Raw genomic sequence first — 6,524 nt, 5'->3', positions numbered from 1 at the left:
TGCGTCTCCGCTTGTTTGAGTTTACCTGCTTTTAGTGGCAGGATGGTGCCGGGCTTCCCCGGTTAAGTCTGCTTACCTGAACTTGAACGCATCCGTCCTAACCTCCCAGGTTATCCAGCTTTCGGGCTTTCCCACTTTGTGCAAGGTTACCCACCTGATAGGCCAACGCCGGTTCGCTTGCGCTATGTTCCAAGTTCCCCCTTCAGCTTCCTTCAGACCCCACCGTTGCCAGTGACGCCCTTGCCTACGGGTTGTCTTCCCGCTGGTTAGGTGACAGGGTTTCTTTCAACCCATCGGCTCGGCAGACATGCCGGGCGAACATAAATAACCCCGGGGAAAAACCCGGGGTTATTTACGTACTTGGCCGGTTTACACCGGTAATTCGTTGTCTTTTTTTCATATTGGCAGCCCTACCCACCTCCCAAACCGGTCGATATCCCAGGGGATTTTTTGCCGCAATGCCAGTTACTCTTTTCGCCACCAATTCTCCTCCTTTCACCATCTAGCATAAATTTTTTTTAAATAATTATGTACGGTTGTGGCAGGAAATTATTTTGTTACTGTAGAACTTTTCTGATAATCGTTAAGTAAAATAAAAAGGGGAGGGTAACGGTGGCAGAAAAGAAAAAGTTCAAGTTCAATTATGTGTTAGATTCCACGAAGTGCATGGCTTGCGCGGCGTGCGAGTTGGAATGCAAGTTTAATGGTATTTATATTGACGATAATGTGAACTATGCTATTAATCTTGACAATTGCAACCGGTGCGGGAAATGCTTTCGGGCTTGTCCCAGCGGAGCCATTTCCAGGGTAAACAACGTGGCCTAGCCAAAAGCTACTTTCGGCCCCAGCCGGAAGTAGCTTTTGAAATTTTACTGCCCATACCTTTAGTGTCGGCACCAGCAACGTAAGGCCACTACCTGATATTTCCCGCAAAAAAAAGTTGACACTGGTCTTTAGCTATGTTAATATAATTCTTGCGCGGGTGAGAAAACAACAATGTTGACAAGCCCCGAAACAAAGTAATAAGCGGCAGTGGCGGAATTGGCAGACGCGTAAGATTCAGGTTCTTATGGGCGCTATGCTCGTGGAGGTTCAAGTCCTCTCTGCCGCACCAAAAACCTTCGGTTTTTAACCGAAGGTTTTTTCATTTGCCAACACCCGGGTCTGATTATAAAAAAAAGTCCGGCTCAAGCCGGACGGGGAGAGATAGAACTCACCAAAGCGGAGTATTATTATAATTTCCATAACATTTGATTATTATTCATACCACTCCATAATATTTTACCGATCGCCCAAGACATACTATAATTCAACAGTTTAAAACGGAGGTGTATTGGGGTGCAGGATACCTTGCGCAAAATGCTGCATGCCGGCATTGGTGCATTCAGCATGACCAGGGAAAAGGCGAGTCAAATTGTCAATGAATTGGTCCAAAAAGGCCAGGTCAACCAAGAAGAAGCCGGGGCATTCATAGATGACCTGATAAAAAAAGGCGAACAGGAAAGGGAAGCGTTAAAGCAAAATATCAAGGGAGAAGTTTTGCAAACCACCCAAAACCTGGGGCTGGTCACGCGGGAAGAATTAAACCAACTTGAAGCAAGGGTGGCCGCACTGGAAAAAACGCTTGGCAAATCATAAAATGCAGGTGCGCCAATATAACGGGCAGCAAAAATGTCGTTTAAAGTCACCCGGCCTAAAATATAATGTCATAAACAGCCTTGAGGTTACATACTGTCACATAAACATTGAAAAATGCGATATGTCGCAGGCATAAATATTGAACACCCCCTATTATATGTATATTGTGAAAGTATGCGAGGGGGTTTCTTTATGTTCAAAAGACATTTTTTACTGATACTGATTTTCTTAATGACCTGTGCATCAAGTTATGGCGCTGCCCAGGCAGCCGCGGAAAAAGACAGTAAAAATTATATATTTTTAATATTTGTGGAGGAACTAAAATATTCTGATCTAAATGGGGCAGCTTTGCCCAACATTAAAAAAATAAAAGACAGTGGGGCAAGTTACCGGCATTTAACCAATACTAGTTCAGAGCCGGTTGATAATGTCCTGGCCGGTCTTGGCAAGGATAAAGATGTATTATACCTGCCAAAAATACTTATTGATAACGGCATCAGATGCCTTGTCGTGGATGGCTCGGGCAAGCTATCCCAAACATTGCTTAATAATAACCGAATAGATGTCATTACAGAAAGTTCCGACCATCTGGCCATGGACAAGTTCTTAACCCAATTTGCCGATAAATCCTATCAATTTGTCACCATCTACCTGGACGATACCAGCCAACCCGCTCCGGGACAAAACTCCGCCCGTTTCAATCAGTGGTCATCCGCCGATAACCAGATAGGGCGATTGGTCAATAATCTTATCAGCACAGGCCGGCTTACCGATTCCACGTTGATTTTAGCGGGAGGCGGGGAACAATCTCCCTTAATTATCTATGGAAATAAAATAAGCGTTCCGGCAAAATATTTTCATTGTCAACAAAACGATATTGCGCCAACCATATGTCAAATTTTTGGCATAACCCCGCCGAATGATTTACCGGGCAGCATATTGTATGAATGCCTGCAGCCAATATCCAACGACCAGCTGGTAAACCATTTAAAAACCAGAATAATTGATTTACAAAAAGAATGTCTGGTGTACACTCAAGAGATTGCCAAAACACAAAAAGAACAGCACATTATAAATCTTCAAAAGGCCGAAGTCGAGGAGGAAAGAAAAAAAATTGCAAGAATTATTTCTGAAAAAAACCAAGCCGTAAATCATTTGATAATGCAAATCAAGCTGCTCAAGTTTTTTGGCGCCGTCATTATTTTACTGATGCTGGCAGGTTATATAGTGGAATATAAAATATTGCGCAAAAAATTTCTTATGTTTCCATAACCTATTATTTAACCATTGTCCATTTTTTTTATTGCTTGCGAGAAGGATTTTTTTCAATTCCGTCGAAAGTAACAGTCAAAAAGGGTTTCAAGTTTTTAAAAAAAATACCTTATAAAATTTTAACCATCAAGTAGCATAAAATTTATTTATAAAGGATTAGCAGGAGATTAATTATTTCTTGTTGAATTTGTCTTTATGAATTTTCTTGTGATTATAACCATAGAATACTGAATTTTTGGAAATCGTCCACGTAATTGTATATTTAAAAAATCTTTTAAAGACAACAAAGCAGGGGTGGTAGTAATGAAAGTAGCTATTTCAGGCAAAGGCGGCGTCGGTAAAACAACGATTGCGGCGGCACTGACTAAAATATTTGCCCAATCCGGGGGCACTGTTTACGCCATTGATGCCGACCCGGACGCCTGCTTGGCAGCCGCCATAGGCATACCTGAAGATGAGGCGCTAAAAATCAAACCGGTAGTAGAAATGCGTGATGTCATTCGCAATAAAAGCGGCAGTGGCGCATTTTATACGCTAAATCCCAAAGTTGATGACTTTTTGGATGATTATAGTTATAAACTGGGGAATATCCGGTTTTTACGCATGGGTGACCCTAAAAAGGGCGGTTCCGACTGTTATTGCCGGGAAAATACTTTTTTAAACGCTCTGATCACTTCATTACTCCTTGACCAACAGGATACCGTAATCTTGGATATGGGCGCCGGCATTGAACACCTTTCCCGGGGTACGGCCAGGGGGGTGGACATGATGCTGGTGGTTGTGGAACCCAGCCGCAACAGCCTGAATACTGCCAAGCACGTGCAAAGGATGGCCGGTGATTTGGGTATAGCCCGCATAGGGATAATTGCCAACAAAATCAGGTCAGATAAAGAAAAAGAATTTTTGCTCCAGAGTTTCCCGGATAATGCTATTCTGGGCTTTGTAAAATTTTCAGAGTCAATATGGGCAAACGCCATGAAGTCATCTTCAGCTGCTGAACTGGAGGGAGAGTTGCTGGTGGAGATGCAAAAAGTTTGCCTGAAAATTTCGGGAGAGGTGGGTGGTTACAAGTAAGATAACAAAGACAAGCATTTTTAGAATCATTATTGGTATAAGCCGCGCAATAAGGGGGGAGTGATTTCGGCTTACACCATATTGGGTTAATTAGAGAATTAATCTATAATTAAGGAGGTTAAAGTAATGCCAAGGTTTAGAGATCCCAGCCACACTTGCAGGCCTTCGGGCGCACCAAGAGTTGTCGACCCGAAGAGTGTAAAGCGCTCCATCGACCCGGGCGTCCTTGAAATGATTGACATTGCCAAGGAACGTGGCGTAATCACTGCTTTTGACCGCTTTGCAGCACAACAGCCGCAGTGTCAATTTGGTTATAAAGGTATTTGTTGCCGTTTCTGCATGATGGGCCCCTGCCGGATTAAAGCAGATGAAGGCCCGGCCAGCAGAGGTATCTGTGGCGCCAGTGCCTGGACCGTCGCCGCCCGCAGCACAGGCCTCATGCTGCTTACAGGCGCCGCCTCCCACAGCGAACATGCCAGCCACATGGCCCATACGCTTCTGGAAGCCGCCGAAGGACATACGCCGGACTATGGCGTGAAAGATTCTGCCAAGTTACACAAAGTAGCCAAGCGTGTAGGCATTGAAACAGAAGGCAAAGATGATAATCAAATTGCCAAAGAATTGGCGGAAGCCGCCCTGGCTGATTACAGCCGCCTGGACGGTTTTGGCGAGTCCACCTGGGTTAAGACCACCGTTACCGAAGGCCGCCTGGAAAAATTCCGCAGCCACGATATCATGCCCAGCGGAGTGTACAATACCATTTCCAAATTGGTTACCCAAGCGCACGTCGGTATGGACAACGACCCTGTCAACTTGATTTTCAGCGCCCTGCGGGTTGCCCTGGCTGACTACGTAGGTATGCACGTGGGCACCGACCTGTCCGACATTATTTTCGGAACGCCCAAACCGGTGGTCAGTGAGGCCAATTTTGGTGTCATTGATCCGGAAAAGGTCAACATTGTGCTCCACGGACACAACCCCATTCTCAGTGAAATTATCGTACAGGCCGCGCGTGAAATGGAAGACGAAGCCCGGGCCGCCGGCGCCAAAGGCATCCAGTGCATGGGTATTTGCTGTACCGGTAACGAAGTGCTCATGCGCCAGGGCGTGCCCATTGTGACATCGTTCTCTTCTCAGGAATATGCCATTGCCACCGGCGCTATTGACGGCATGGTAGTGGACGTGCAGTGCATTATGCCGTCCCTGCGCACCGCCGCTGAATGCTTCCATACTGTATTGATCACCACTTCACCGATTGTGAAGATTCCCGGTTCAGTGCACCTGGACTTCAACGCGGCGACAGCTTTGGAAGATGCCAAGTCGGCCATTCGCCTGGCCATTGAAGCATATAAATTAAGAGATCCCGAAAAAGTACACATTCCCAATATTACAAACAAAGTTGTTGCCGGATTCAGCCTGGAAGCACTTTTTGACATATTTGCTTCGGTTAACCCGGACAATCCCGTCAAAGTACTCACGGACGCCATTCAGAGCGGCGAATTGAAAGGTGTCTGCTTGATGGCCGGTTGCAACAACGTCAAGCGCCCGCAGGACGACAGTCACATCACCATTGCCAAGGAAATGATCAAGAACGACGTATTCGTCATTGGCACCGGTTGCTCCATGCAAGCATGCGCCAAACTCGGCCTGCTTGATCCCGCAGCGGTGAACGAGTACGCCGGCGAAGGGCTTAAGAAATTCCTGGCCCGCATAAGCGAAAACGCCAACCTCAGCACTGCATTGCCGCCCATATTCCACATGGGTTCCTGCGTGGACAACACCCGCTGCTCCGACCTTTTAATGGCCATGGCCAACGAGCTGGGCGTCGACACGCCGAAGGTACCTTTCGTAGCCACCGCCCCTGAGGCCATGAGCGGTAAAGCGGTAGCCATCGGTTGCTGGTACGTGGCCATGGGTGTGCCGGTACATGTCGGCGCCATGCCGCCGCTGGAAGGCAGCGATTTGATTTACAGCATCACCACCCAGGTTGCTGGTGATGTTTACGGCGGCTACTTCATATTTGAAATGGATCCTGCTGAAGGTGCCAAGAAAATGCTCAGCGCTCTGGAATACCGCACCTGGAAACTGGGCGTGCATAGAAATGTCGCTGAAGACCTGGAAACCGCCCTGTGTCAGAACTACTAATCCCCGTGGTCGAAAGGAGGATAACGCATGTCTGAACAGATCAACTTTGATCAAATATTCGAAGGCGCTATAGAACCGGGCCAGGAGCCCAAGAAACTGTTCAAGGAAGCCTACGAAGGAACCATCACCGCCCTGAGCTACGCGGAGATCCTGTTAAATCAGGCCATCCGCACCTACGGCAAGGACCATCCCGTGGGCTATCCCGACACAGCCTACTACCTGCCGGTCATCCGCTGCCTGAGCGGCGAAGAAATCAAGACCCTGGGCGACATGGTGCCGGTACTGAACCGGATGCGCGCCGCCGTTAAGGAAGAGAAAACCTTCGCCAACGCCCGCAAGTGGGGCGAGGCCACCTGGTACGCCGCCGACATCATCGAGGCCGTCAGGTACATTAA

Annotated in this window: 5 protein-coding genes, 1 tRNA gene and 1 pseudogene; all 7 read left to right on the top strand. The window is 47.2% G+C overall.

Annotated elements, in window-relative coordinates; translation table 11 throughout:
- Positions 1-612: 612 nt before the first annotated feature.
- Positions 613-825 (top strand): 4Fe-4S binding protein, encoded by a 213-nt coding sequence (locus BM299_RS18335; protein WP_092487883.1) that lies wholly within the window; start codon positions 613-615, stop codon positions 823-825.
- 201 nt (positions 826-1,026) lie between these two features.
- A tRNA-Leu gene (locus tag BM299_RS18330) sits at positions 1,027-1,114 on the top strand.
- Between the two features lie 224 nt (positions 1,115-1,338).
- Positions 1,339-1,638, top strand: a complete 300-nt coding sequence (locus BM299_RS18325) for a phasin family protein (RefSeq protein ID WP_092487881.1) — start codon at positions 1,339-1,341, stop codon at positions 1,636-1,638.
- 192 nt (positions 1,639-1,830) lie between these two features.
- On the top strand, positions 1,831-2,910 hold the full coding sequence (locus tag BM299_RS18320; RefSeq protein WP_092487879.1) for an alkaline phosphatase family protein: 1,080 nt from the start codon (positions 1,831-1,833) through the stop codon (positions 2,908-2,910).
- 303 nt (positions 2,911-3,213) lie between these two features.
- Complete coding sequence (locus BM299_RS18315) at positions 3,214-3,984, top strand: ATP-binding protein (RefSeq protein ID WP_092487876.1); 771 nt, start codon at positions 3,214-3,216, stop codon at positions 3,982-3,984.
- A gap of 126 nt (positions 3,985-4,110) precedes the next feature.
- Complete coding sequence (gene cooS, locus BM299_RS18310) at positions 4,111-6,129, top strand: anaerobic carbon-monoxide dehydrogenase catalytic subunit (protein WP_092487873.1); 2,019 nt, start codon at positions 4,111-4,113, stop codon at positions 6,127-6,129.
- Between the two features lie 27 nt (positions 6,130-6,156).
- Positions 6,157-6,524, top strand: a pseudogene (locus BM299_RS18305) (acetyl-CoA decarbonylase/synthase complex subunit alpha/beta); the annotation flags it as partial.

Origin of the sequence: Desulfoscipio geothermicus DSM 3669, from assembly GCF_900115975.1 — a bacterium.
Classification (GTDB): domain Bacteria; phylum Bacillota; class Desulfotomaculia; order Desulfotomaculales; family Desulfallaceae; genus Desulfoscipio; species Desulfoscipio geothermicus.
This window is presented reverse-complemented; position numbering and strand designations above follow the sequence as displayed.

Bases quoted from the DNA above. Each gene is read 5' to 3' on its own strand.
- BM299_RS18320 (WP_092487879.1), top strand. From the start codon at position 1,831: ATGTTCAAAAGACATTTTTTACTGATACTGATTTTCTTAATGACCTGT.
- BM299_RS18315 (WP_092487876.1), top strand. From the start codon at position 3,214: ATGAAAGTAGCTATTTCAGGCAAAGGCGGCGTCGGTAAAACAACGATT.
- cooS (WP_092487873.1), top strand. From the start codon at position 4,111: ATGCCAAGGTTTAGAGATCCCAGCCACACTTGCAGGCCTTCGGGCGCA.